We start from the raw sequence: 232 nt of genomic DNA on the forward strand, positions 1-232 counted from the left end.
CCCCCATTCATAGGAATGGGGGTGTTTAGAATAATGAGCTGGCGATGACTTACTCTCACATGGGTAACCCCACACTACCATCAGCGCTAAGAGGTTTCACTTCTGAGTTCGGGAAGGGATCAGGTGGTTCACTCTTGCTATGGTCGCCAGCACAACTGGTATGGATACTTGCTTCGTTTTATTCACTGTGTGATACGTTGCGTTTTCCAAATCTTTACAGATGGGCTGATTG

General features: G+C 47.0%; 1 rRNA gene. It reads right to left on the reverse strand.

Annotation, left to right across the window (positions count from 1 at the left end):
* Positions 1-36: 36 nt before the first annotated feature.
* Positions 37-151: ribosomal RNA gene (rrf, locus tag RFW85_RS16605) — 5S ribosomal RNA — on the reverse strand.
* Between the last annotated feature and the right edge of the window lie 81 nt (positions 152-232).

Origin of the sequence: Acinetobacter sp. 12966 (assembly GCF_031196995.1) — a bacterium.
Classification (GTDB): Bacteria; Pseudomonadota; Gammaproteobacteria; order Pseudomonadales; family Moraxellaceae; genus Acinetobacter; species Acinetobacter geminorum.